This window comes from Pseudomonas sp. 14P_8.1_Bac3, from assembly GCF_025466085.1.
In the GTDB taxonomy this organism is placed as follows: Bacteria; Pseudomonadota; Gammaproteobacteria; order Pseudomonadales; family Pseudomonadaceae; genus Aquipseudomonas.
Map to the genome: position 1 here is coordinate 1 of NZ_JANLOD010000052.1, position 25,664 is coordinate 25,664.

22 protein-coding genes are annotated in these 25,664 nt (G+C 61.4%); 8 read left to right on the forward strand and 14 right to left on the reverse strand.

Going from position 1 to position 25,664, the window contains the following annotated elements; translation table 11 throughout:
* Window positions 1-158: 158 nt before the first annotated feature.
* The 6 genes from NTD84_RS16895 to NTD84_RS16920 all read left to right on the forward strand — a co-directional run bounded on the left by NTD84_RS16895 (window position 159) and on the right by NTD84_RS16920 (window position 2,868).
* On the forward strand, window positions 159-452 hold the full coding sequence (locus tag NTD84_RS16895) for a DUF5629 family protein (RefSeq protein WP_262167581.1): 294 nt from the start codon (window positions 159-161) through the stop codon (window positions 450-452).
* Window positions 445-1,614 (forward strand): lactonase family protein, encoded by a 1,170-nt coding sequence (locus tag NTD84_RS16900; protein WP_262167715.1) that lies wholly within the window; start codon window positions 445-447, stop codon window positions 1,612-1,614. The genes NTD84_RS16895 and NTD84_RS16900 overlap by 8 nt, the downstream gene beginning before the upstream one ends.
* 155 nt (window positions 1,615-1,769) lie before the next feature.
* Window positions 1,770-1,949, forward strand: a complete 180-nt coding sequence (locus NTD84_RS16905) for a hypothetical protein (RefSeq protein ID WP_262167583.1) — start codon at window positions 1,770-1,772, stop codon at window positions 1,947-1,949.
* A 211-nt stretch (window positions 1,950-2,160) separates the two neighbouring features.
* Complete coding sequence (locus NTD84_RS16910; protein WP_262167585.1) at window positions 2,161-2,286, forward strand: hypothetical protein; 126 nt, start codon at window positions 2,161-2,163, stop codon at window positions 2,284-2,286.
* A gap of 115 nt (window positions 2,287-2,401) precedes the next feature.
* Window positions 2,402-2,614, forward strand: coding sequence for a hypothetical protein (locus tag NTD84_RS16915; protein WP_262167587.1), 213 nt, complete (start codon window positions 2,402-2,404; stop codon window positions 2,612-2,614).
* Window positions 2,611-2,868, forward strand: coding sequence for a hypothetical protein (locus NTD84_RS16920; protein WP_262167716.1), 258 nt, complete (start codon window positions 2,611-2,613; stop codon window positions 2,866-2,868). The genes NTD84_RS16915 and NTD84_RS16920 overlap by 4 nt, the downstream gene beginning before the upstream one ends.
* 13 nt (window positions 2,869-2,881) lie before the next feature.
* On the opposite strand, the gene NTD84_RS16925 is transcribed toward NTD84_RS16920, so the two are convergent.
* The 10 genes from NTD84_RS16925 to NTD84_RS16970 all read right to left on the reverse strand — a co-directional run bounded on the left by NTD84_RS16925 (window position 2,882) and on the right by NTD84_RS16970 (window position 16,080).
* Entirely contained in the window at window positions 2,882-3,478 is a 597-nt protein-coding gene (locus NTD84_RS16925) for a glutathione S-transferase (protein ID WP_262167589.1), read from the reverse strand.
* Window positions 3,475-7,116, reverse strand: a complete 3,642-nt coding sequence (locus NTD84_RS16930) for an AAA family ATPase (protein ID WP_262167591.1) — start codon at window positions 7,114-7,116, stop codon at window positions 3,475-3,477. Before NTD84_RS16930 ends, NTD84_RS16925 begins: the two co-directional genes overlap by 4 nt.
* On the reverse strand, window positions 7,113-8,357 hold the full coding sequence (locus tag NTD84_RS16935; protein ID WP_262167593.1) for an exonuclease SbcCD subunit D C-terminal domain-containing protein: 1,245 nt from the start codon (window positions 8,355-8,357) through the stop codon (window positions 7,113-7,115). The genes NTD84_RS16930 and NTD84_RS16935 overlap by 4 nt, the downstream gene beginning before the upstream one ends.
* Window positions 8,358-8,597: 240 nt before the next feature.
* Window positions 8,598-10,238: a BatD family protein gene (locus NTD84_RS16940; protein ID WP_262167595.1), complete on the reverse strand. Its 1,641-nt coding sequence runs from the start codon at window positions 10,236-10,238 to the stop codon at window positions 8,598-8,600.
* Entirely contained in the window at window positions 10,235-11,971 is a 1,737-nt protein-coding gene (locus tag NTD84_RS16945; protein ID WP_262167597.1) for a tetratricopeptide repeat protein, read from the reverse strand. The genes NTD84_RS16940 and NTD84_RS16945 overlap by 4 nt, the downstream gene beginning before the upstream one ends.
* The gene (locus NTD84_RS16950; RefSeq protein ID WP_262167600.1) at window positions 11,968-13,047 is read right to left on the reverse strand and encodes a vWA domain-containing protein; all 1,080 of its coding nucleotides are present in this window, start codon (window positions 13,045-13,047) and stop codon (window positions 11,968-11,970) included. Before NTD84_RS16950 ends, NTD84_RS16945 begins: the two co-directional genes overlap by 4 nt.
* Window positions 13,040-13,534 carry a DUF4381 domain-containing protein gene (locus NTD84_RS16955; protein ID WP_262167602.1) on the reverse strand — a complete coding sequence of 165 codons (495 nt, stop codon included), beginning with the start codon at window positions 13,532-13,534 and terminating at the stop codon, window positions 13,040-13,042. Before NTD84_RS16955 ends, NTD84_RS16950 begins: the two co-directional genes overlap by 8 nt.
* A complete protein-coding gene (locus tag NTD84_RS16960; RefSeq protein WP_262167604.1) occupies window positions 13,531-14,475 on the reverse strand; it encodes a DUF58 domain-containing protein in 945 nt (314 codons plus the stop codon). Before NTD84_RS16960 ends, NTD84_RS16955 begins: the two co-directional genes overlap by 4 nt.
* Window positions 14,476-14,480: 5 nt before the next feature.
* Complete coding sequence (locus NTD84_RS16965) at window positions 14,481-15,440, reverse strand: AAA family ATPase (protein WP_003218556.1); 960 nt, start codon at window positions 15,438-15,440, stop codon at window positions 14,481-14,483.
* 286 nt (window positions 15,441-15,726) lie between these two features.
* Window positions 15,727-16,080, reverse strand: coding sequence for a hypothetical protein (locus tag NTD84_RS16970; RefSeq protein WP_262167606.1), 354 nt, complete (start codon window positions 16,078-16,080; stop codon window positions 15,727-15,729).
* Window positions 16,081-16,597: 517 nt separating this feature from the next.
* Between NTD84_RS16970 and NTD84_RS16975 the strand changes: the two genes are divergently transcribed.
* Complete coding sequence (locus NTD84_RS16975; protein WP_262167608.1) at window positions 16,598-21,502, forward strand: NAD-glutamate dehydrogenase; 4,905 nt, start codon at window positions 16,598-16,600, stop codon at window positions 21,500-21,502.
* A 99-nt stretch (window positions 21,503-21,601) separates the two neighbouring features.
* On the opposite strand, the gene NTD84_RS16980 is transcribed toward NTD84_RS16975, so the two are convergent.
* From NTD84_RS16980 to NTD84_RS16995, 4 genes are all read right to left on the reverse strand, one after another.
* Window positions 21,602-22,312 (reverse strand): ATPase, encoded by a 711-nt coding sequence (locus NTD84_RS16980; protein WP_262167610.1) that lies wholly within the window; start codon window positions 22,310-22,312, stop codon window positions 21,602-21,604.
* A gap of 226 nt (window positions 22,313-22,538) precedes the next feature.
* The gene (locus tag NTD84_RS16985) at window positions 22,539-22,949 is read right to left on the reverse strand and encodes a cupin domain-containing protein (RefSeq protein WP_262167612.1); all 411 of its coding nucleotides are present in this window, start codon (window positions 22,947-22,949) and stop codon (window positions 22,539-22,541) included.
* A 213-nt stretch (window positions 22,950-23,162) separates the two neighbouring features.
* Entirely contained in the window at window positions 23,163-23,456 is a 294-nt protein-coding gene (locus NTD84_RS16990; protein ID WP_262167614.1) for a putative quinol monooxygenase, read from the reverse strand.
* 122 nt (window positions 23,457-23,578) lie between these two features.
* Window positions 23,579-25,012 carry a PLP-dependent aminotransferase family protein gene (locus tag NTD84_RS16995; RefSeq protein WP_262167616.1) on the reverse strand — a complete coding sequence of 478 codons (1,434 nt, stop codon included), beginning with the start codon at window positions 25,010-25,012 and terminating at the stop codon, window positions 23,579-23,581.
* A gap of 205 nt (window positions 25,013-25,217) precedes the next feature.
* Between NTD84_RS16995 and NTD84_RS17000 the strand changes: the two genes are divergently transcribed.
* Window positions 25,218-25,658 carry a carboxymuconolactone decarboxylase family protein gene (locus NTD84_RS17000; RefSeq protein ID WP_262167618.1) on the forward strand — a complete coding sequence of 147 codons (441 nt, stop codon included), beginning with the start codon at window positions 25,218-25,220 and terminating at the stop codon, window positions 25,656-25,658.
* Window positions 25,659-25,664 lie beyond the last annotated feature (6 nt).

Here is a 25,664-nt window from a genome sequence, read left to right on the forward strand (position 1 = left end):
CCCCCCCCCCCCCCCCGCCCCCCCCCCCCCCCCCCCCCCCCCCCCCCCCCCCCCCGCTCCCACATTTGTTTTGTGGTGTTAGCGGGTTTTGTGCCTGGCACAGGGCCGCCCCCACATTGAGCTATCATTGCGTCTTTCCCCTTCAAAGATTGCCTGCCATGACTGCCGTAACCGATACCTTGCTCAACGCCCTCGAACACGCCGATATGCTGGAAATCGACGGGCTGCACGCCTTCGATTTTTCCCTCGATGAAGACGACCACCTGCATATCGAATGCATGGACGGCCGGGCGCTCAAGCGTTGGACGTTCAGCATGGCGCAGATCGAAGCGGCGACGTTTGATCCCACCCTGCAAAGCTGGTTGATCACCGGTGAGTCCGGCGAGCACCGGTTGGTGTGTCTGGACGCCATTGGTGGCGACAATGAGGAAGACGAGCATGTGGATGCGTAATTTCTGGCCACTGTTGATGGCCGGCAGCGTCGGCGCCATGGGCGTTCAGGCGGCACCCGCCGATCACTACCCGTTGCTGGTAGGGTCGTACACCGCGGGTCAGAGCCAGGGGATTTATCGCCTGGACTTCGACAGCGCCAGCGGGCAGATCGACGCCAAACCGCTGCAAGTGGTCAAGAGCGAAAACCCGTCCTGGCTGACCCTGTCCAAGGATCAGCGCCTGCTGTTCGTGGTCAACGAAAACGGCCCCGGACAGAAAGATCCGGTCGGTCGCGTCAGCAGCTATGCAATCGATCCCAAGACCCATGAACTGCGCCTGATCAATCAAGTGCAAAGCCTGGGCAACGAGCCGACCCATTCGAGCCTGAGCGCCGATGCCAGCCACCTGTTCGTCAGCAATTACTCGGTGGTTGAAGACCCGGGCGGCACCCTGGCAGTGCTGCCGGTGGGCGCCGATGGCAAGCTGAAAAACGTGGTGCAGATGAGCAGCCATCCGGCGAGCCGGGTCAATCCCGAGCGGCAGATGTCGGCGCATGTGCATTCGACAGTGTCCTCGCCGGATGGCCGGTTCGTGTTCTCCAACGACCTGGGGGCGGACAGGGTCTTTGTCTATCGCTTCGATCCGAAGGCCAATCCGGATTTGCCGCTGGTGCCCGCCGATCCGGCGTTTGTCCAGTTACCCGCCGGCAGCGGGCCGCGGCATTTGCTGTTCAGTGCCGATGGCAAGCATGCCTGGTTGACCATGGAAATGAGTGCGCAGGTCGCGGTATTCGATTACCAGAATGGCAAGCTTGAGCAGACGCAAATGGTCGATCTCGCCGCCGGGCAGCCGACGTCGGACAAGGCGGGGGCCGCGTTGCATGCGTCGGCCGATGGCAAGTTCCTCTACGTCAGCAACCGCGGCACCGCCAATCAGTTGCTGGTGTTTGCCATCGATCCGGCCACCGGCCACCTCAAGGAACTGCAACGCCGCTCCGTGGAAGGCGATCATCCGCGGGAGTTCAGCCTCGACCCGAGTGGCAGGTTCCTGTTGATCGCCAACCAGAAGAGCAATCAGATTGTCGTGGTCGAACGCGATGCCAAGAGCGGCCTGCTGGGTAAAACCGTGCAGAAATTGCCGATGGATGCGCCGAGTGATCTGAAATTCCTGGTGCGTCAATAGGCCGCAGGCCCCGGTTGATGGGGCCTGCAACCTTCTATTAATGATGGTGATAACTGCTACTGCTACAAAAGATTTCAAGGTGCCAACCTCGAAGGTTAAGTTTGCTCCACGGCCCAACCGGGCATGCAAGCCAACTGACTTCGAGGAATACCGCCATGAACTTCAATCTTTTCTCAGTAATCGCTGCTTCCGCCATTTCCGCCACCGTTGCTCTGCCCGCCAGCGCCAGTGTTGAAATCAGCGACAAGAAAACCAGCACCCAGAGCTACACCCAGAAATACCTGCAACAAAGCGCCAATTTCTACGCCGCGCTGGATCACAAAACCCAAGCCTGAACGCTGAGCCCTGCACCCTTTATGCAGGAGCGAAGTCACTTGAGTGGATCGGGCTGAATGGCCTCGAGAAAACCTGAGTGATGTCGCTCCTGCATAACGCGTTTACGACAGCATCATCTTGCCATCACCTCCGTGCTTGATATCACTTGGCCATACGTTTAGATTTGACGCCGATTGATTGACTCCGTCCCTGATAAAAAGGATCGACAACATGGCGATGCGTCTGGCTGTGGTACTGCTGTTCCTCTATTCGACTCCTATTCTATCCGCCGCAACGCCCGTCCCAGGCGAGCCTGACGCTGCCCGTGAACGCCTGATGAGTTTTATCGAAGGCTGAAATAGACTGGCTTAATGATCAACGAAGCTGATGCGTACTATGGATAACACTGAGTGGTTATCACGGCTTTTTTGATCGATCCTGTGGGCACTGAAACATGCCCACGGAGAACACCATGGCCAGCGCAATTCTTACTTCTGCCAAACGCGGCGCCTACCTGGCCATCGGTCTTTATGTCGTGCTGGTGTCGGTCGTCAGCCTTTCGGCGCAATCGCAACACACCCTCGAACCGCCCATTCAAGTGGCACACCCTGGCATCCAGTTTGAGCACCGCGCGCAACAGGCGCGGGTCGATCAGGCTGACCTCGCAGGAGTGGGCGGAGCCTGAATCGTCGCAAATTTTTGGTCATCGCCTTCCTGGCCTTCATCACCAATGGATTTTCCTTGCTGGGGATCGGGCAAGGCTCGATAGGCGGGGTGGCCCGAGCCCTCGAAGCCAATCAAAACATCGCCCACAACATCGAGACCGCCAAGGCCATGGGCCTGTTGGCCGGCAATCCGCCGCTCAAGTCCGAGAGCGGATTTTTCGGACCGTTCCAACTCGATTGCTCGGTGATCGGGATGTGTGAAGTCCTGGCCTGAGACACCGGCCCGGTTATTTTTTCATGATCGAGGTGAACAGGTCGGACTCTAAAAAGCGCTGTAGCCACCCCTGCAACCGCACATAAGGCGTCTGCGCGAACCACTCGCGGTCAACATGGGCAAACTGGCGTATGAACGGCATCAATGCCACGTCGGCGAGGCTCGGATGGTTGCCCAGCAGATAGTCGCGCTCGGCCAGCAACTCATCGAGCTTGCGCAAAAACACTTCGCCCTCCGAGCGATAAGCCTCCATCGGTTGTTCGGGGTAACGCTCGGCGTACTTGTAGCGATTCAAATGCACCTTGAACACCTGGTCGTTCTCTTCGATCAGCGCAGCGATGTGCGCTTGCCCGACGGGATCATCCTTGAGCAACCAGTCCTGCGGATCGTTCTGCGCCAGCGCCCAGCGCATGATCGCCTGGCTTTCGTCGATCACCCGAGCGTCGACGCTCAGCACCGGCACCGTGCCTTTGCTCGACAGCGCGAGCATTTCGGCAGGCTTGGCTTTCAGGCTGACTTCGACAATGTTCAGCTCCACTCCTGAATAGCGCAGGGCCATGCGCGCCCGCATGGCGTATGGGCAGCGGCGGAAGGAATACAGCGTAATCATTTCACCTCCAGGGTACTCAGGCCGTTGCCCTGGCGGTGGACCTGGATCTGCACCGGGATCCGTTCATGCATTTCCTGCACGTGGGAGATCACCGCGACCTTGCGGCCCTGGGCCTGCAAGCCGTCGAGGGCATCCATGGCCAGCTGCAGGGATTCCGGATCGAGGCTACCGAAACCTTCGTCGATGAACAGCGATTCGATCTTCAACGTGCTCGAAGCCATCGACGCCAGGCCCAAGGCCAGCGCCAGCGACACGAGGAAGGTTTCGCCGCCGGATAACGAATGCACCGAACGCAGTTCGTCGCCCATCTCGGTGTCCATCACCAGTAGACCGAGCATGCTGCCGCCGCGTTTCAAGCGATAGCGTCGCACCAGTTGGCGCAACTGCACGTTGGCGTGATGAACCAGCAGGTCGAGGTTGTAGGCCTGGGCGATCTTGCGGAAGGTGTCGCCGGTGGCGGAGCCGATCAGCGCATTCAGACGCGCCCAGCGCTGGTATTCGGCGTACGCCTCGGCAATCTGTTGCGCCAGGGCCTGATTGGCGTTTTGTCGACGCTGATCTTCGGCCTGTTCGGCCCGCAGTTCAGCGCAGCGGTGTTCGCTGGCGGCCAACTGGTGTTGCAGGTCGGTCAGCGCGGTGGCCAATTGCTCGCTGTCGAGATTGCCGTTGTGCTGCGCCTGGTGAGTGGCCAGCCGCTTATCGCGTTCCTGCACCAGCACCTTGGCCTGCTCGATGGCTTTCTCGTTGTGCTGCAAGCGCTGGCGTAATTCGCTGACCTGCTGGTCGTCAACACTCAGCAGTTGTTCAAGGCCACCGTCATCCAGTTCCGGATGCAAGGCGCGCCATTCAACGATCTTCGCACTCAGTTCGCGTTCTTCGGCTTCCAGGGCGGCCAGCCGTTCCTGCTGCGCGTTGAGTTCCGCCGCCAGTTGCACCAGGCGCGTGCGCACCGATTGCAGCTCCTGATTGGCCGTTGTCTCGGCATTGCGAGCCTGTTCGACGGCTTGATCCAGTTGCTGCTGCCAGTGTTCGGCGCTGCTGTGGGCGCCGAGCAAATGCGTCAGTTGTTGCTGGCAAGCCTGCTGCTGCTCGGCGAGGGCGTTGAATTGCTGCTGCGCCGCTTCCAGTTGCTGGAGGCGGGTCAGTTGCCGATCCTGTTCTTTCTCCAGCGTCTGCTGGCGTTGCTGCTGCTCGCTGAGTTCGTCGCGCTGCTGATCGAGTTGTTGCAGGCGCTGGGCGATCTGCTGGTCGAGCTGCATGAAGGTAGCGGCCGGTTCGTTGCGCAAAGCCGCCAGCGTGTCAGCCGGGAGCAGGCTGCTGAACGCGGTCAGCTCTTCGTCCAGGCGCTGGCGATCCGTGCTTAGCTCGCGCTGCTGGTTCGTCAGATGCTGGGCGGCCTGCTGGTTCGCGGTCTCGGCGTTGCGCAGTTGCTGCTGCAGGCGCGCGGCGTCCTGTTGCAGGGTGAGCAGGGCGGTTTGCCGCTGTTCGTCCTGGCTGATGCTCTGGTTCAGCTGGCTGTTTTGCTGGGCCAGCCAGGTATCACGCTTGGCTGCGTCCTGATTGAATAGCTGCGCCGACAACGGGTGCGCTTCGAGGCTCGGTGCCAGGCTTTGTTGCTGCGCAGCCAGTTGCTCCTGCTGTTGCAGCAATTCCTTTTGCTGGGCAATCACGCCACCGACTTCGGTGCGCAGGTCAGTGAGTTTTTCCTTGAGCGCATCCACTGCTTTCTGCGCGTTGGCCTGTTCGCTTTCATCGTGGCGACCGAGACTCTGCAACAGCGCTTCCGGCTGATGATACGGATGGTCCGGGCTGCCGCAGACCGGACAGGGCTGATCATCCTGCAATTGCTCGCGCAGTTCTTCGACGCTGGCGCTGCGGGCCAGACGCTGCCGCTCGAGCAATTCGCGGGTGACCGTCAGGGTTTGCTCGGCGACGGTCAATTCATTTTTGGTTTTCACCCCGTCCTGGGTCAGACGGTCGCGTTGCTGCTGAGCAACGGTCTGGCGCTGTTGAAGTTCGGCGATGCGCTTGTCCAGCTCCTGCTGGCTGGCCCACAGTCGCGTCAATTCTTCAAAGGCCCGCAGTTGCTTGCGGTTGTCCTGCAGCAGGGTGCCAAGCAACTGAATCTGTTCCGCTACCGCTTCGGGCTCGGCGCCGGCTTCCTTGTAGAGCACTTCCAGGTGTTGTTTCTGCGCGGCCCACGCTTCGGCGGCACGGCTGGCGTTTTGTTCAAGAGCGGTCAGCTCGGCCTGGCCTTTGTTCAGGCGGTTGCCGATCAGCATCAGTTGCTGCAAGCGATCGCGGTAGGCGTTCCAGGCATCGCTCAGGGGTGCCAGGTACGTGCTTTGCTCAAGCTCGACGGCGATCCGCTGCAGACGTTCGGCCACGCGTTGCTGCTGATCGAGCAAACCTTGAAGGGTGTTTTGCCCGTCGGTGCACGCCCGTTCCGCTTGCTCTCTAGTTTCGGCACTGAGGCCGGTGTCTTTGCTCAGGCGGGCGAGGGTGCTTTGTGCCTCAAAGGCCTGGCGCAGCAGTGGCGCACTTGACGTGTATTGGGTCTGAGCCTCGACCAACGCGGTTTGAGCGGCGCTCAGGCTCTGTTCGAGTTGCGCCTGGCGCGCCTGTAGATCCTGTTGTTGCTGAGTGTGCTGCTGAATCTGCGTCGCCAGCGGGGTGAGCCGGGCGGTGAGTTCGGTCTGGCGGGCGAATTGGTGCCGTTGCGGCGCCAGTTGCTCCAGGCGCGTCAGCTTCAGGCGCTCGCCGCTCAGGTGCTCCCAGTCCTGCCGGGCGCTGGTCAGTTGTTCAGTGGCGCTGAGCTGCTCGTCCTGCAATTGGCGCAGCTCTTTCAGCCAGGTGTGTTGCAGCTCCAGCTGTTTGAGCTGCGCCTGCTGAGTCTTGAGCTGTTGCTGCGCTGCGTTGAAGCGTTCATCCAGTTCGGCACGCGCATCCGGCGGCAGTGGGGTGACGCCGGTAGCCTGATCCTGCAACAGCCGGTGGGCTTCGCGGGCGTCTTTGGTCTTGTCGAAGGCGCGACGACCGAGGCGCGTGTAGAGCGCGGTGTCGGTAAGTTTTTCCAGCAGCTCGCTGCGCTCGTTGTCGTTGGCCTTGAGGAAGGCACTGAACTCACTTTGCGCCAGCAGTACGGCGCGGGTGAATTGCTCGAAATTCAGGCCGAGGACGGCTTCGAGCTGGGTCTTGAATTCGGATTTCTGACTGGCGAGCAGTTGGTCCAGATCAATGTCGCGCAAGCTCTGACGGCTGGCTTGCAGCTTGCCGCCGGCCTTTTCCCGGGCGCGGTTGGCTTCCCAGCGCGCGCGGTAGCGGCGGCCATCGATGCCAACGAAATCGACTTCGGCATAACCTTCGCCAGTTCCGCGGCGCAGCAGGGTGCGAGGGTCGCCGGTGCTGATCTCGCCGTCGGCGTCCGGCGCTTTGGCCGACACTTGCGCATTGCTGAGCCGGGGCACGGCACCGAACAGCGCCAGGCACAACGCATCGAGCAAGGTGCTTTTACCGGCGCCGGTGGGCCCGGTAATGGCGAACAGGCCGGCGCTGGCCAGCGGTTCGGCGGTGAAGTCGATTTCAAACGGCCCGGCCAGCGAGGCAAGGTTCTTGAGGCGGATCGCGAGAATTTTCATGGCTGTTCGCTCTCCATCTGCACGTCTTGCAACAGCTCGGCAAAGTCTTTCAGCGTTTGCTCATCGACCTCGCTGCCGTAGTTGTCCTGCCAGGCACGGCTGAACAACTCCTGAGGCGTGAGCTGGTCGAGTTCGACCAACGTGCTGCCGTCATCGACGCCGTCTCGGCTGCCGTTGCCGGCGTATTCCGCCGCGATGCGCACCAGGCGCACGGCTTTGCCTTGCAGCGTGGTTTCGACCTGCTGGCGCAGGTCAGGTTGCGGCTCGTCGAGGCGCACCCGGACTTCCAGCCACGGCTGACGCTGGATATCGTCCAGCAGATCGATGTTCGGCAGGTCGGTCAATTGCAGCAGGATGTCGGCCAGAGGGGCAGGGCCGATGCGTTGCAGGTTGACGGCGCGGGGAATCAGTTTCGGTTTGACGCTGACCAGGGTTTCGCCGTCGAGCGTGACGTCGAGGACCTGGTGTTGATAGCCGATCTCGGAAAACGACAACGGAATCGGCGAGCCGCAGTAGCGAATGCGTTCTTCGCCGTTGACCTTTTGTGGTTTGTGCAGATGACCGAGGGCGACGTAGCTGATGCTCGGGCCGAACAGGCTGGCGGGCAGTGCTTCGGCGTTGCCGATGATCAGGCTGCGTTCGGAATCTTCCGAGACCGAGCCACCGGCCATGTGCGCATGACTGATGGCAATCAGCGCCTGGCCCTTCTTGCGCTTGGCGTTGGCGGCTTCGATCAGCCATTCGTGAACCTGGCCGATACCACGAAGGTAGTTGTCACCCAGGTGTGCGCCGGTGACTTCGGCTGGGCGCAGGAACGGCAGCGCCAGGCACCAGGCGACGGTTTTGCCCTTGGCGTCCGGCAACGGCAACAGCAGGCGCTCGGCGTCGAGTTGGCCGTCGTCGAGCCACAGCACGCGACCGAGGGCGTGAGTGCGCAAGCGGCGCATCAGCGGCGCGGGCAGTTCGATGCGTGAACCGGAATCGTGGTTGCCGGCGATCATCACGATGGTCAGCTTCGGTTGTTGCTCATGGGCGCTGACGATGAAGTCGTACAGGCGTTCCTGGGATTTTACCGGCGGATTGACTGTGTCGAAGATATCGCCGGCGATCAGCAGTGCATCAGGCTGGTCCAGCTTCAGCTGGCGCAACAGCCATTCAAGAAAACAGGCGTGCTCGAAATCGCGGTCCTGGCCGTGCAGGTTCTGCCCAAGGTGCCAGTCGGAGGTGTGAAACAGACGCAAGGCGAACTCCGTAGGAAATAAGGTAATGGCCGCGAGGAAATTGACAGCGGCGAAAGGAGAGAGAGTTTACGGGTAAAGCGGCGACGGTACATACGCGAACGCTGCAAATCCTTGCGCCACCCGGAACATTGTTGGGCCGGGCTTGCTCGCGAATGCGGTGGGTCAGTCGCTGGTGATGGTGGCTGGTAGGGCCTCATCGCGAGCAGGCTCGCTCCCACAGTGGGTGTGGGAGCGGGCGTGTCACTTTGGGTACAACGGCGGCAGGCCGCTGTCGCCCACCGGGTCCTGGACCCGCTCGGCGATCGGGATGGCCTTGATCGCGCGCCACAGCTCTTCGCCTTGCCAGTGCTGGCCGGTTTCGCTGTAGAGCGCACCGTTCAGACCATCCAGTGCGTCGGACAGTGGCACGAACCGTGCGGCCATGTCGGCCAGGGTTTCCGGTTGTTGCCGCGCCCAGGCATCGAGGGCCTGGCGGGTGGCTTGGGGATCGTTGGCCTGGCAGGCGCGCTTGAGGTCGTCGAGCACGGTGCGCGGGCTCGGGCCGGTCTGCGTGGCACGCAGGATCGCCGGTTGCCAGCGGGCACGCCACCAGAGGCCGAAGCCGAGCAGGGTGGTGCAGGCCAGGACCAGGGTACTGAGCTTCCACCACCAGAGTGCTTCGTTGTCGGCAGCAGAAACAACCGGCGGCGTGCTGGCCGGAGCATCGACCATCAAACCAGGATTATTCGCCACCTGCAGGGTCCGGGCCGGCAGGCTGCTGTGCTCCAGATGGTCCTCGAAGGTATTCCACCAGACCACCTCCACCGCGGGTAACTCGACCTCACCACTGCGAACCGGCACGAGCGCCTCGCGGTCCTCGCGGCTACCGATCAGGCCTCGCTCGCTGTTCTGATTGACCAGCACCGGCTGATCCGGGTAACGCCGCAAGCCGTTGATCTCGGTGGCCGGCAACGGCGGCAATTGTGAACTGGCCAGGCCTTCGGCCTTCAGCGTCAAGTTGCGGGTCAGCGAATCGCCCACCTGCGCGTGATCCGGCTCCGGGTTCCAGCTCTCGCTCAAGCTCAGGCTCCGGGCCGGCAGCCAAGGCACATCGGCCGGGTAGGTGGCGGGTTTTGCCTTGACCGTCAGCGGCAGTTCGGCCGAGCTGACGCGCATCAGTTTGCCGGATTTTGGTACCTGGGATTCGGCGTCCTGGGCTGGCTGGGCGTCCACCAGCGTGGCGCTGAAGATCTGCGCCGGAATGGTCAACTGGCCGCTATGTTGCGGATAGATCGCGTAGCGCAGTTCGATCACGCCGTGGCGCAGGCCGTTGATGTCTTTTTCGTAGGTGCGGGATTCACCCAGCTGCTCGATGCGCGCGTCGGGAATCTGCAGCGGGGTCAGGCTGCTGTCGTCATACAGCGAGACGGAATGGTAGATGCGCAGGGTCAGGATCGCCTGGGCCTGCACGTAGACGCTGTTCTGATCAAGGCTGGCCTCAATGAACACCGGGGCCCGTTTGTGAGTGCTGTCCTGGGTTTCGCTTTCCACCACTTGCAACGTGATCGGCTGGCTCTGCACATCACCCAGTTGCAACGGCGGAATCACCACGCTGCCGTTCTGGCGCGGCAACAGGGTGATGATCCAGCGAGTGGTGGCGCCTTTGTCGCCATTAAGGGTCGTCAACTGGTTGACCTGACGGGTGCCGCGCACCTCGAACAGCGGCTCCAGCGCCGTCAGGTCGGGCTTGCCGAACTGCGTCACGTCGTTGGATTCCAGGGTCAGCTCGACCGTCTCGCCAGAGTTCAGGCGACTGCGGTCAACGCTGGCGACCAGCTCCGCAGCCTGGGCCTGTACAGTCCAGATAAGCATGGCAAGCAAGAAAGCGGTGAAGCGGGTCATCGAGTGTTTTCCTGATCCTGATGTTGCTGCTGTTCGTACCAGAATTTGCGCCGGAGCAATTCGCCCGGATCATCCGGGATCTTGCGCAGCCATTGCTCCAGGGCCTGGCGCTGTTCGCCATCGATGGCGTCGTTGGCCGGGCGCAAGGGTGGGGTGGTGCTTTGTTCGTCGCCCAACTCGCTGCCGGGCACCTCATTGGTGCCAGGCAGCGGCGGCGTTGTGCCGGGTTCTTCCGCGTCCGGCGTGGTCACCTGCGCGTCGGCGGTCGGTTCGCCACTGTTCGACGGCTGGGTGGCTGCGCCGGGCGGTGGCTCCTGCGGGGTAGCGGTTTCGTCGCCTTCGGTTTTCTCCGGCTCCACTGGCGTCGGCGTGTTTTTCTGCTTGAGCAGATTTTCCACCAGGGCCTTGTTGGTCAACGCCGGACGTAGATCCGGCTGACGTTCCAGCGCCTGTTCGTAGGCATCCAGCGCGGCATCCAGCTCACCGCTCTTGGCCAGGGCATTGCCACGATTGTAGTGGGCCCGGGCGTCATTGCCCTTGGCGAACCGCTGGGCGGCGCCACTGTAATCGCCGGCTTCATAGAGGGCCACGCCTTGCCACTGCGGATCCTCAAAATGTTGTGCCGCCTCCGCTGGACGTTTCTTCTTCAGCAGGTGCAACCCTTGCTGGTCGGGGCGCAACCACAAGTCGTTGAAGTCGAAGGCGTAGCTCGGTTGCGGCAGCAAAAACAGCAGCGGCAGGCAGAACAACCAGCCGCGACGACCGGCGCAGGCCGCCAGCAACAACAACGGCAACAGGAGCCAGTAACCTTGATCGGCCCAGGTATCGAGCCGCAGGGTCTGGCCGTCGTTGCGCAGATGGCGAGGACCGTCGAGCAGCCCGAGGGCGCGGAGGTCGGCATCATCCAGGCGCGCGTGACGATAGCGCCCGTCGAGGCCGTTGACGAAGGCTTTCAGGCTCGGTTCGTCCAGGTGCGGCACCAGAATCGCACCCTGATCATCCTTGAGGAAACTGCCGTCTTCCTGAGTGATTGGTGCGCCTTCCGCGGTGCCGATACCGAGCATCAGAAATTGCGTCGACTTGCCGTCCAGCGCCTGCAGAATGCCTTCGCGCTCCAGATCGGTCAGTGCCGAGCCGATCAACAGGATCCGGCCGTCACCCAGCGCCCCCTGACTCAGCAACGCCAGCGCCTTGGTCACCGCCAGATCGGCGCGATGTCCGGCCTGCGGCATCAGCGACGGCTTGAGCGCATCCAGCAGGTTGCGACTGGTGGCGAGGTCGTCCGACAGCGGCACCAGCGTGTGCGCGCTGCCGGCGTAGACCACGATGGCGGTTTGCGCGTCGCTGCGATTTTGCAGCAGATCGAACAGCTTGCGTCGGGCCTGTTCCAGCCGGTTCGGCGTGACGTCGGTGGCGAGCATTTCCGGGGTCAGTTCCAGAATCACCACCAGCGGATCGGCCGGTTTCTGGCTGGCTTGTTCGACGCGCTCCCAGCTCGGCCCCAGCAGGGCCAGGATCGTCAGCACCCACGCCACGCCGAGCGCCACCCACGGCAATTTGCTGTCGCGACCGTTGCCACCGCTGAGCAACGCGGCGTGGAAGGCCGGCGGCAGAATCATTTGCCAGCGTCCGGCGCGTTTCTGCCGGTGCCAGAGTTGCCAGAGCAACCAGCCGAGCAGCGGCAACAGCAACAGCCACCAAGGACGGAACCAGTACGGCCACAGCGCACTCATCGGCGCCTCCGCAGGCGGAGGCGTTTCAGCCGTTGGCGCCAGTCAGGCAGCGGCGTCTGCAAGAACAGATCCTTGGTGAACAGCCGCTGCAGCGGGTTATCCGGCCAGCGCTCGCGTACCACCAGCAACATGCTCAACAGCAGCGCCATCGCCAGTGGCCAGTGATACAACGCCTGGGCCGGGCGGGCCTGGGTCGGTTGTTGCGTTACCGGTTCCAGCTGATCGAGGGTTTCTTTGATCGCTTGCAATTCCTTACCGTCGCGAGCGCGGAAATATTGACCGCCGGTGGCGTCGGCGATGGCTTTCAGCGCAGGCTCGTCGAGATCGAGGCTCGGATTGACGCCGAGAAATCCCGCGGTGCCGGATTGCTCCGGGTCAGCGCCGATGCCGATCGGGTAGATTTTCACCCCTTCCTTGGCCGCCAGACGCGCTGCGGTCAACGGGTCGATTTCGCCGCCGTTATTGGCGCCGTCGGTGACCAGAATCAGCACACGGCTTTGCGCTGGCCGCATGCGCAGACGCTTGAGCGCAAGGCCGATGGCGTCGCCGATCGCCGTGTTCTTGCCGGCGATGCCGATCCGCGCTTCGTCGAGCCAGATACGCACGGTGCGCCGGTCGAATGTCAGCGGCGCTTGCAGGTAAGCCTTGCTGCCGAACAGAATCAGGCCGACCCGGTCGCCTTCGCGGCTCTCGAGAAAATCCCCGAGCAAATGTTGCACCAGCGTCAGGCGGCTGACCTCATCGTCCCGCCACTGCATGTCGGGGAAATCCATCGAGCCGGACACGTCCACCGCCACCAGCAAATCACGGCCACTGGCGGCAATTGGCAGTGGTTCGCCGAGCCACTGCGGGCGTGCCGCGGCGATCAGCAGACACAGCCACAGCAGCATGAACGGCGCTTGCTGGCGCCAGGCCGGAAGATTGGCCCTGGCGCGGCGACGAGCCAGGCCTTCAAGGTCGCTGAGAAAGCTGACCTTGAGCGCTGGTTCGCCGCTGTCGGCCACGGGCAATAGGACGCGCATCAACCAGGGCAGCGGCAGCAGGGCGAAGATCCACGGCCAGGCGAACTCAAACATGTTTGCGAATCCACGTGTCGACGGCTTGGGTCAGGCCGGCGATGGCCTTGTCGTCGAGCTTGCATTCGGGTTTGTAGGCGCCTTCGACCAGCACCATCCAGCGCGTCAGGCCGGCAGCCGGGCAGCGGTTATCGAGAAACGCCAGCCATTTGCGCCCGTTGAGGGTGTGGCTCTGGCTGTAGGGATAATGATTGCGGCACAGGCGTTTGAGCAGGCCGTTGAGTTGCTGCAGCCAGGCGCCGGCGGGTGCGCCGTCGTAGGGTTTGGGCATGAGTGCCAGTTCGGCGAGTGCCGCGAGGCGCACCGGGTCAAGGGGCTGTTCGGCGCGGACGACCGGACGCTTGTTCGGCATGAAGCGCCGGGCTTTCCACAGGCCAAAGCCGATCACCGGCAGCAACAAGAGCAACAGCCACCATCCCGGAGCTGGCGGCCAGAAGCCTATCGGCGGCGGGGAAATCAGCGGTTGCAACTGATCCAGGCTGTTCATCGACCTTTCCCCGGTTTCTCTGGGTTCAGGTACTCGCGCAGTTGCTCGACCATTTCGCTCTGGGTGCTCAGCGGCATCAGCAACACCCGCAGCTTCTGCGCCAGCAGTTCCCAACGGGCGATCCGTGTTTCAGCCTGGGCGCGGTAGGTCTGGCGCAAATCGAAATTCAAGGTGTCGAGTTCCAGCTGCGCGCCCCGTTCGGCGAAGCGCAACAGCCCGGCGGCGGGCAGGGCGTGGTCCAGTGGGTCGGACACGGGTAACAGCAGCAGGTCGCAATGTCGCGACAGCAGGCTCAATTGTTGTTCGGAGCCTTCGGTCAGCGCGCGCTCATCGCAGATCACGATCACCAGGCTGCCGGGGCGTAGCACTTCACGGGCGCGGCGCAGGGCAAGGTTGAGGGCGTCGCGGTTCTGTTCGTTTTCAGTGTGCAGCGATTGGTTGACCCGCACCAGGCGGTTCAGCAGTTGCAGCAGGCTTTGCTTGCTGCGCCGGGGCTTGATCTCGTAGTGCTCGCTGTCGCCGAACACCAGCCCGCCGACCCGGTCGTTGTGCCCCAGTGCGGCCCAGCCGATCAGGCTCGCCGCCTGAGCGGCGAGCACCGACTTGAACATCAGCCCGGAGCCAAAAAACAGCCGACGACTCTGCTCGACCATGATGAAAATCGGTCGCTCGCGCTCTTCGTGGAACAGCTTGGTGTGCGGCTCCTGCGTGCGGGCGGTGACGCGCCAGTCGATGGTGCGCACGTCGTCGCCGGCCTGATAGACCCGCACCTGATCGAAATCCACACCGCGACCACGCAGCTTGGAATGGTGCAGGCCGATCAGCGGACTGCGCTGGCTCGGCGTGGAAAACAGCTGCACTTCGCGCACGCGATGACGCATCTCGATCAGCTCGGCGAGGCTGACGCGGATGCCCGGTTCGGGTGGCAGGATGGCGTTCATCGGGGTCAAGCGACAGCTACGACGTCGAGAATCCGCTGGACCACCCGGTCCTGGTCGATGCCAGCGGCTTCGGCTTCAAAAGAAAGAATGATGCGGTGGCGCAACACGTCGAACAGCACGGCCTGAATGTCTTCCGGGCTGACAAAGTCGCGACCGGCCAGCCAGGCGTGGGCCCGGGCACAGCGGTCGAGGGCAATCGAACCGCGCGGGCTGGCGCCGTAGGCGATCCATTCGGCCATCTCCGGGTCGAACTTGGCCGGCGTGCGCGTGGCCATGACCAGTTGCACCAGGTATTCCTCCACGGCGTCGGCCATGTACAGGCCAAGGATTTCCTTGCGGGCGGCGAAGATCGCCTGCTGGCTGACCCGGCGTTCCGGTTTGGTTTCGCCGTTGAGGGCTTCGCCGCGGGCCTGCTGCAGGATGCGGCGTTCGACAGCTGCGTCCGGAAAACCGATTTTCACGTGCATCAGGAACCGGTCGAGCTGGGCTTCAGGCAGCGGATAGGTGCCTTCCTGCTCGATCGGGTTTTGCGTGGCCATCACCAGGAACAGCGGCGACAGCTCATACGTGCTGCGTCCGACACTGACCTGGCGCTCGGCCATGGCTTCGAGCAACGCCGATTGCACCTTGGCCGGGGCGCGGTTGATTTCGTCGGCGAGCACCAGGTTATGGAAAATCGGGCCTTGCTGGAACACGAAACTGCCGGTTTCCGGGCGATAGATTTCCGTTCCGGTGATGTCGGCAGGCAACAGGTCGGGGGTGAACTGGATACGATGGAACTGGGCTTCGATGCCTTCGGCGAGTTCTTTGATGGCCTTGGTCTTGGCCAAGCCTGGCGCGCCCTCGACCAGCATGTGGCCGTCGGCAAGCAAAGCGATGAGCAAGCGCTCGATGAGTTTTTCCTGGCCGAGAATCTGCGTTGAAAGAAAGGTTCGCAGCGCGAGCAGCGCTTCACGATGTTCCATCGATGACTGTTCCTGGAAAGGGTGACCGAAGACGTTCGTATAACGCCAGGGCTGGGGGCGTTACTTTAATCCATCGCGGGGGGCGGCGACTAACGGCATTTTGTGCAAAGTGCGGGAAATGATTGGGGAAATTGTCAGAAGTGTGCAGGCAGGGAGAGAGGGGGCCGCTCTGTGGCCTCTTCGCGTGCAGGCTCGCTCCCACAGGGTCCGGGTCGTACAGCACGTCTATGTACACCGCGGACCCTGTGGGAGCGGGCTTGCCCGCGAAGAGGCCCGCCAATTCAATTTAAAGCTCGCTGACGTAAGTCCCGGTCCCCTTGAGAATGTTCTGCAACGTTTGCTCAACCTCCGCCAGATCACTCGCATCCGTGCCGTGAATAATTTCCAGCGAATCATCACCATCCAGCGCATCCGCATCCGCCGCGGCGATTTCGATCAGCAGGCGGGTAGGGCTGAGGGTGACTTTCACGCCATCGAGGGTTGAAGGCTCGCCATCGAGGGTGATTTCCAGCTCGTCCTCGTCCGGATAGCGACTCATCAGGAACATTTCACCCTGATCGCTGTGGCAGGCGAGCATGGCCATGTTGTCTTCTTCCTCGTCACACGGATTGACGATCAAGAGGGAGGTGGTCATTTGCATGGGGAATTCCTGGCTCGGCGAGCGTTGTGGACGCGACAAAGGGCAATTCTGCCAGCCCCCGGGAATTTCTGCTCGGCTGACTGTCAGAGAACGTGTCGTGAACATCCAGTATGTTGCCGGTCATTTCTGGCACGGACGTGCCGTCAATCCGGGTATAAAGTCCCCAATTTCCCGCCCGACTGCTAGTGTTATCCGATGCCCCGGCATCCAGCTGCATACCGATGACCGAATATGTCGCAGCACCGCAAGCACGGGCCTTGCCGCACTGGGTAAGCTGCGCATCGAATGGATACCTGTAAAGACCTGCTTGTAAAGATAGTGTGCAATTGATCGCACGGAGGTTTTTGCAGATGCCCATTCACGGAAGGTGAATGTGACCTGAGTGTCTCGTCCAGCTTCACCCACCTGTCACCCTGTTTCCTCTGCCCGAGAATCAGGAACAGGGTGACGGATCGCCCCGTGAGGGGTTTTGCACGCGACGCTTCCATCAATAACAAGCCCAAGCGGAGTACCACAGATGGCGTTCTTCACCGCAGCCAGCAAAGCCGACTTCCAGCACCAACTGCAAGCGGCACTGGCGCAGCACATCAGTGAACAGGCACTGCCACAAGTGGCGCTGTTCGCTGAACAATTCTTCGGCATCATTTCTCTGGACGAACTGACTCAACGTCGGTTGTCCGACCTCGCTGGCTGTACCCTTTCTGCGTGGCGCCTGCTTGAGCGCTTCGATCACGCGCAACCGCAAGTGCGCGTCTACAACCCCGATTACGAACGCCACGGCTGGCAGTCGACGCACACTGCGGTCGAAGTGCTGCACCACGACCTGCCATTCCTGGTGGACTCGGTGCGTACCGAGCTGAACCGTCGCGGCTACAGCATTCATACCCTGCAAACCACCGTGCTGAGCGTGCGTCGCGGCAGCAAGGGTGAATTGCTGGAAATTCTGCCGAAAGGCACCCAGGGCGAAGGGATCCTGCATGAATCCTTGATGTACCTGGAAATCGACCGCTGCGCCAACGCCGCCGAACTGAACGTGCTGAGCAAAGAGCTGGAGCAGGTTCTCGCGGAAGTCCGCGTTGCGGTCGCCGATTTCGAGCCGATGAAAGCCAAGGTCCAGGAACTCCTGACCGGCCTGGACAACAGCCGGTTCCAGGTTGACCCGGAAGAAAAAGCTGAAATCAAAAGCTTCCTGGAGTGGCTGGTGGGCAACCACTTCACGTTCCTGGGCTACGAAGAATTCGTGGTGCGCGATGAGGCCGACGGCGGCCACATCGTCTACGACCAGGATTCGTTCCTCGGCCTGACCAAACTGCTGCGCACCGGCCTGACCTACGACGACCTGCGCATCGAAGACTACGCGGTGAACTACCTGCGCGAACCGACCCTGCTGTCGTTCGCCAAGGCTGCGCACCCAAGCCGTGTGCACCGTCCGGCGTACCCGGATTATGTGTCGATCCGTGAGATCGATGTCGACGGCAACGTGATCAAGGAATGCCGTTTCATGGGCCTGTACACCTCGTCGGTGTACGGCGAGAGCGTGCGGGTCATTCCGTACATCCGCCGCAAGGTCGAGGAAATCGAGCGCCGTTCCGGCTTCCAGGCCAAGGCTCACCTGGGCAAGGAACTGGCGCAGGTGGTCGAAGTGCTGCCGCGTGACGATCTGTTCCAGACGCCGGTCGACGAACTGTTCAATACCGTGATGTCGATCGTGCAGATCCAGGAACGCAACAAGATCCGCGTGTTCCTGCGCAAAGACCCGTACGGCCGTTTCTGCTACTGCCTGGCTTACGTGCCGCGTGACATCTACTCCACCGAAGTGCGCCAGAAAATCCAACAAGTGCTGATGGATCGCCTGAAAGCCTCGGACTGCGAATTCTGGACCTTCTTCTCCGAATCCGTGCTGGCTCGCGTGCAACTGATCCTGCGCGTCGATCCGAAGAACCGTCTGGACATCGATCCGGTTCTGCTGGAAAAAGAAGTGGTTCAAGCCTGCCGCAGCTGGCAGGACGACTACGCCAGCCTGGTGGTCGAGAGCTTCGGCGAAGCCCACGGCACCAATGTGCTGGCCGACTTCCCGAAAGGCTTCCCGGCCGGCTACCGCGAGCGTTTCGCCGCGCATTCGGCCGTGGTCGACATGCAGCACCTGCTGAGCCTTAACGAAAAAAATCCGCTGGTGATGAGTTTCTATCAGCCTTTGGGTCAGGTCTCCGGTCAACGCGAGCTGCACTGCAAGCTGTATCACGCCGATACTCCGCTGGCCCTGTCCGACGTCTTGCCGATTCTGGAAAACCTCGGCCTGCGTGTGCTGGGTGAATTCCCGTATCGCCTGCGCCACACCAATGGCCGCGAGTTCTGGATTCATGACTTTGCGTTCACCGCTGCCGAAGGCCTGGACCTCGACATCCAGCAACTCAACGACACCCTGCAGGACGCGTTCGTCCACATCGTGCGTGGCGATGCCGAGAACGATGCGTTCAACCGCCTGGTGCTGACCGCCGGCCTGCCATGGCGCGACGTGGCACTGCTGCGTGCCTATGCCCGTTACATGAAACAGATTCGTCTGGGCTTCGACCTGGGCTACATCGCCAGCACCCTGAACAACCACACCGACATCGCTCGCGAGCTGACCCGGTTGTTCAAGACCCGCTTCTACCTGGCGCGAAAGCTGGCCAGCGATGATCTGGAAGACAAGCAGCAACGTCTGGAACAAGCCATCGTCACCGCACTGGACGACGTCCAGGTGCTCAACGAAGACCGCATCCTGCGTCGCTACCTGGACCTGATCAAAGCCACGCTGCGCACCAACTTCTACCAGGCCGATGCGCAGGGTCATAACAAGTCCTACTTCAGCTTCAAGTTCAATCCGCACCTGATTCCTGAGCTGCCGAAGCCGGTACCGAAATTCGAAATCTTCGTCTACTCGCCGCGTGTTGAAGGTGTGCACCTGCGCTTCGGCAACGTCGCTCGTGGTGGCCTGCGCTGGTCCGACCGTGAAGAAGACTACCGCACCGAAGTCCTGGGCCTGGTAAAAGCCCAGCAAGTGAAGAACTCGGTCATCGTGCCAGTGGGCGCGAAGGGCGGCTTCCTGCCGCGTCGCCTGCCATTGGGCGGCGGTCGGGACGAGATCGCGGCTGAGGGCATCGCCTGCTACCGCATCTTCATTTCGGGCCTGTTGGACATCACCGACAACCTGAAGGACGGCGCGCTGGTTCCGCCGGCCAACGTCGTGCGTCATGACGACGATGACCCGTACCTGGTGGTGGCGGCGGACAAGGGCACTGCGACCTTCTCCGACATCGCTAACGGCATCGCCATCGACTACGGCTTCTGGCTCGGTGACGCCTTTGCATCGGGCGGCTCTGCCGGTTACGACCACAAGAAAATGGGCATCACCGCCAAGGGCGCGTGGGTTGGCGTACAACGCCACTTCCGCGAACGCGGCATCAATGTCCAGGAAGACAGCATCACTGTGGTCGGTGTCGGCGACATGGCCGGTGACGTGTTCGGTAACGGTTTGTTGATGTCTGACAAGCTGCAACTGGTCGCTGCGTTCAACCACCTGCACATCTTCATCGATCCAAACCCTGAGCCGGCGAACAGCTTCGCCGAGCGTCAGCGCCTGTTCGACCTGCCGCGTTCGGCCTGGTCGGATTACGACACCAGCATCATGTCCGAAGGCGGCGGGATCTTCTCCCGTAGCGCGAAAAGCATCGCGATTTCCCCGCAGATGAAAGAGCGCTTCGACATTCAGGCCGACAAGCTGACCCCGACCGAACTGTTGAATGCCTTGCTCAAGGCACCGGTCGACCTGTTGTGGAACGGCGGCATCGGCACTTACGTCAAGGCCAGCAGCGAAAGCCACGCCGACGTCGGCGACAAGGCCAACGATGCACTGCGCGTGAACGGCAACGAACTGCGCTGCAAGGTCGTGGGCGAGGGCGGTAACCTCGGCATGACCCAACTGGGTCGCGTCGAGTTCGGCCTCAATGGCGGCGGTTCCAACACCGACTTCATCGACAACGCCGGTGGTGTGGACTGTTCCGACCACGAAGTGAACATCAAGATCCTGCTGAACGAAGTGGTTCAGGCCGGTGACATGACCGACAAGCAACGTAACCAGTTGCTGGCGAGCATGACCGACGAAGTCGGCAACCTGGTGCTGGGCAACAACTACAAGCAGACTCAGGCCCTGTCCCTGGCGGCTCGTCGTGCCTACGCGCGGATTGCCGAATACAAACGCCTGATGAACGATCTGGAAGGCCGTGGCAAGCTGGATCGCGCCATCGAGTTCCTGCCATCGGAAGAGGCCATCAACGAGCGCGTCGCGGAAGGCCACGGCCTGACCCGTGCCGAGCTGTCGGTGCTGATTTCCTACAGCAAGATCGACCTCAAGGAGGCGCTGCTCAACTCCCTGGTGCCGGACGACGACTACCTGACCCGCGACATGGAAACCGCTTTCCCGCCGTCGCTGGTGAGCAAGTTCTCCCAAGCGATGCGCCGTCACCGTCTGAAGCGCGAGATCGTCAGCACCCAGATCGCCAACGATCTGGTGAACCACATGGGCATCACCTTCGTGCAACGACTCAAAGAGTCGACCGGCATGAGCCCGGCGAACGTGGCCGGTGCCTACGTGATCGTGCGTGACATCTTCCATCTTCCGCACTGGTTCCGTCAGATCGAAGCCCTGGACTACCAGGTGTCCGCCGACGTGCAACTGGAGCTGATGGATGAGCTGATGCGCCTGGGCCGTCGCGCCACGCGCTGGTTCCTGCGTGCCCGCCGCAACGAGCAGAACGCTGCCCGTGACGTCGCGCACTTCGGTCCGCATCTGAAGGAGCTGGGTCTCAAGCTCGACGAACTGCTGAGTGGCGAAATCCACGAAAACTGGCAGGCGCGCTACGAGGCGTACGTCGAAGCCGGCGTGCCAGAGTTGCTCGCACGCATGGTGGCTGGCACTTCGCACCTGTACACGCTGTTGCCGATCATCGAGGCTTCCGACGTGACCGGCCAGAACCCTGCGGACGTCGCGAAGGCTTACTTCGCCGTCGGCAGCGCGCTGGACATCACCTGGTACCTGCAACAGATCAGCGCACTGCCGGTTGAAAACAACTGGCAAGCGCTGGCCCGTGAAGCGTTCCGTGATGACGTCGACTGGCAGCAACGCGCGATCACCATCTCGGTCCTGCAACAGGGCGATGGCACTCAGGACGTGGAAACGCGTCTGGCGCTGTGGATGGAAGAGCACGCCAGCATGATCGAACGCTGGCGCGCGATGCTGGTGGAAATCCGTGCCGCCAGCGGTACGGACTACGCCATGTACGCGGTGGCCAATCGTGAGCTGCTGGACTTGGCGTTGAGCGGGCAGGCAGTCGTGCCTGCCGCTGTCGCTGCCACCAGCGCGGAGCTGGAACCCGCGGCCTGATCTGCCGTTGAATGAAAAAACCGCCTGGAGACAGGCGGTTTTTTTTGCCTCGGATCTGGTGGTGCCAGGTCGGGCCTTATCGCGAGCAAGCCGTCAGTCTTAATACAACTTCCGATCCGTTTTACTATCAATCATCGACACTTTATCTGTCGGGCCGGTCAGTAAATTACTGAGCGACTGGTCAAACTTCTGCAGTGCGCGAACTTGAACATTTTGTTGTTCGTTAATCTCCGCCACGATCTCTTCACTGCGTTTATAGTCCGCCCACACCGGGCTCAGCGCTTTGGCATCATGTCCTTTGGCGGTTCCGATGTAATTGAAGTGGGAGTCGTAGAAGTCAGTACTGACATCCGCCTCGACCTCCGAACTGCGCGAGGTGATCAACTGGCTGCGGGTGTCGACGATGGCCACCACGTCCGGTTTCGCGGCCCGCAGGCTTTGCATGTCCGGGTACACCGTCACCGAGCCGAACTGGCGTTGCAGCGATGCCTTGACCCAGTCCACCGCCAGGTCCGGTTTGGACGTGGCGACGTAGGCATCATGTATCGGGTGCACCAGGAGACTCTGACCAAAACCGGTGCCGGCGTTTGCCTGATACTCCTGAAGGTAAGCGCGGTTGGTCTGGGTGTTTCGGCTGTAGACGATGCCCAGCGATACATGTTCGCCACGGGGCACGCGAGTCGCAGCGCTTCGCCCGACCGGCGCGCTGAACTGGCCATCCACTGAAGAGACAGCCGTCGGAGCGGTAGGAACTGAACATCCCGTTAAAACAGCTGATATCGCCAGGGTACTGACAAGCGCAAGTTTCATGGGTGATTCTCCAGTGAAACAACTTCAATCATTAGTTAGTCGCCGAACGTATCGGCCGTGGTATCAGACTAAACCTGTCCACGCTTAATGAAATAACCAATTGCCGCACTTATCAGGTCGCCAATAGTTTTGTTTGCTTTAACCTCGAGCGGTTAATGACGCGCGGAAATAAAAAAGCCCGAACTAGCAATTCGGGCCTGTTTATTTATGGCTAGGCTTTCAGCTATCAGTTTTTCAGGGGGATCAACACTTTCTCGTCCGGGGACAACACCATGAATACCAGAAGTTTGGCGGGCTTGTTCGCACTGGCGTTTTTCGAGACCAAATGTTCCGAGCCCGCGGGTTCGTACCAGTATTCACCGGCCTTGTAGGTTTTCGCCGGCTCGCCTTTAACCTGGGACACGATCGCTCCCGAAATCACGTAGGCCATGGCGGTGCCTTCGTGTTTGTGGGCGATGGAGGACTGACCTGGCTTGTAGTCGACCTCGATCATCATGGCTTTTTTACCCGGCACATTTTTCAGCGCCTCGTCCTGCAGGACCGTGACCTTTTCCGAAGGGTCGTGGGCAAACGCCGAGGCGGAAACGGTCAGGGCGAGGACGGCAAGCGGGGCGGCCAGTAAACGCAAAGCTTTCATGATTTATCACCTGCAATGGTTGGTTGTCAGGGACAACGTTAGTCTGCGGGTGACGGCAATCAAACAGCCAATATTCGGGAAGGTGAGGGGACCAATCAGCCCATGAATCCCGCACAGAACTGTAGAAGCCGGCTTGCTGACGATCCCGTTAACGCGGTGTATCAAGTACAGCGCGGTGAAGGGAGCGCCAGCCAGCCGGCTTCTACAGGGGCATTAGCGGATCGGGAAGCTGTTGAAATCCACGGCGTTTGCCAGTTGATTGTCAATCAGGCCGATAAAGCCTTGTACTTCAGGGCAGTTGAAATGCATTTGCATGGCCGCTTCCGATTGCCAGCGGGCGCTGACGTTCCAGCGGTTGCTGTCCTCGGGGCAGCGGTCAACCATATAGGAGTCACAGCCCGGTAATTCGCGCAGGGTCTCGACAATCTTTTGCAGTTGCTTACCCAGTTCTTCCGAGCGGCCGGCGGCGGCCTGCACCTTTACGGTATTGATCACTTCGTTGGACATTACTCACACTCCTGAATCAGGCCGGACGAATCCTGCTCATTGAGGGATAACGCCTATGCAGCATAGGCCTGCACCCCCGGACCGCCAATAGCCAATCGCCGGATAAAATCCAGACCAATCGCTCAGGCGATCTGCTGCAGAATGTCGCGCAAACGGTCCAGGGCGGTGTCGATGTCCAGGGTTTCGATAGCGCCAAACCCCATGAGAAGCCCGGCCCGCGGCGCTTGCTGGTGAAAGAACGGCTCGATGGAATACAGCCCGACTTCGACCTTTTTCGCCAGTTCGATCAGCAAGGGCATATCGATAGGGACTTTGCACATCAGCGTCATGTGGAAACCGGCGGTGCTCGGGATAGTGTCGAACCAGGGCGACAGGTCGCCCGCGATGCGCGTGAGGATGCGCTCCCGGCGCCCGGCATAGATCGTATGGCAGCGGCGGATGTGCTTGAGCAGGCAGCCTTCGGCGATGAACTTGGCCAGCGCCCATTGGGGCATGGTGGAGGTGTGCAGGTCGGTGAGCTGCTTGGCGCGAATCACCGCTTCGAGGATCGCCGGCGGCAAGACCGCGTAGCCGAGGCGCAATTCCGGCAGCAGGGTTTTCGAAAAGGTCCCGACGTAGGCGACGATTCCGCGCTCATCCATGCTTTGCAGTGAGTCAGTAGGCCGGCCCTCATAGCGGAATTCGCTGTCGTAATCGTCCTCGATGATAATCGCGCCCAGTTCGTAGGCGCGCTCCAGCAAAGCCACCCGACGCGCCTGGCTCATCGGCATGCCCAGCGGAAACTGGTGCGAAGGCGTGACATAAATCAGCCGGGTGCCGAGCGGAATCTGGTCGACCTGGATGCCTTCGGCGTCGACCGGCACGCCGATCACCGTGGCGCCATGGCTGCCGAACAGCAGGCGCGCGGGCGGGTAACCGGGGTCTTCCATGGCGACGATGCTGCCGGGGCGAGTCATCACGCGGGAGATCAGGTCCAGCGCCTGCTGCGCGCCGTTGCACACCACCACGTCTTCGTCCTGACAATTCACCCCGCGGGAAAATGCGATGTGCCGGGCGATCGCATTGCGCAGCGCCGGCAGGCCTTCGGGGAGACTGTAGAAGCCCTTGGACCCGGACATCTGGCGCAACGCGTGGGAGGTGCAGCGCCGCCAATCGTCCTGGGGAAACTGCCCCTTGCTGGTCGCGCCACCGATGAAGTCGTAGCGCAACGAGCCTTCCAGGGTTGGGTGACGCAAAAACACCGGCAGGTTGCGCCAGGACTCGATGACCTCGGCACTCGCCAATTGTGAATGGCTCTGTTTGGGCAGCGCTTTCGCGGCCCGTGCGTTGACATAAGTGCCTTTGCCGATGACGCCGGTCAGAAAGTTTTCATACGTCAGTTGCGCGTAGGTATCGGAAATGGTCTTGCGCGAGATTCCCAACTGTTCGGCCAGCAAACGGCTGGGCGGAAGCTGCGTCCCGGCCGCCAGGCGACCGGATTCGATGGCGCTGCGCAATTGGTTGTACAACTGGCCCGCCAGGTCCTTGCGGCCGTTGATGACAACATGAAGTTCCATACCGACGGGGCTCCCGGGGGCGATTGAGGCGCATGTGCGTCGCGCCAGATTACCCGCAAGTGCCGTTGCGCAGAAGTTGCGCAGCGGAAAAACCGCAGATTGGCCTGCTGCGCGATGGTCCCGCGGTATTTCGCCGAATTGGCTCTGTAACGCCGGTGCATCAACGCCTACCGTAAAACACATCTACCGAGCCCCGAGGCACGTCATGACTTCCCGCCTGGATTACTACAGCGCGTCGCCCAAAGCGATGAAAGCGATGATTGCCATGGAGGCGTTGACCAGCAATCTGAGCATTGAGCCGGCGTTGCTGCACCTGATCAAGATCCGTGCTTCGCAACTCAATGGCTGCGCGTTTTGCACTGACATGCATTCGGTGGACGCCCGACGCCTCGGCGAGAGCGACCGGCGCCTGTATTCGATCGTGGTCTGGCGCGACAGCGGTTTCTTCAATTCCCGTGAACGTGCGGCGCTGGCGTGGACTGAAGCGGTCACTTTGCTCTCTGAAAGTCATGTGCCGGACGACGTCTACGACCAGGCTCGCGCACAGTTCAGTGAAAGCGAAATGGTCGACCTGACCATCGCCGTCACCACGATTAACAGCTGGAATCGCCTGGCGGTGAGTTTTCGCCAGGCTCCCAGCACCTGATCTGGC